The organism is Clostridium sp. ZBS2, assembly GCF_023845855.1.
GTDB lineage: Bacteria > Bacillota > Clostridia > Clostridiales > Clostridiaceae > Clostridium > Clostridium aquiflavi.
Window position 1 is genome coordinate 1 of record NZ_JAMQIF010000187.1, and the last position, 257, is coordinate 257.

The 257-nt window shown below is 32.3% G+C and carries 1 protein-coding gene; it reads left to right on the top strand.

Annotation, left to right across the window (positions count from 1 at the left end; all coding sequences use genetic code 11):
* A partial coding sequence (locus tag NG918_RS16895; protein WP_252227223.1) for a pyruvate formate lyase family protein occupies window positions 1–210 on the top strand: 210 nt, incomplete at its 5' end.
* Between the last annotated feature and the right edge of the window lie 47 nt (window positions 211–257).

Genomic DNA, 257 nt, shown 5'->3' on the forward strand with positions numbered 1-257 from the left:
ACTGGAAATAGAGATTTATTAAGTTTTAATAATTTTGAAGAATTATGGGCTGCGTGGGAAAAGAACATAGCTTATTACACAAAATTAACCGTTGCATTAGATAAAATTGCAGATACAAATCTTGAAGAATTCCCAGATATATTCTGTTCATCATTGGTAGATGATTGTATAGGTAGAGGAAAGTCTATTAAAGAAGGCGGAAGTATTTAGGATATAGTTGCTGGACTTCAAGTTGGCTTAGCAAATGCAACAAATTC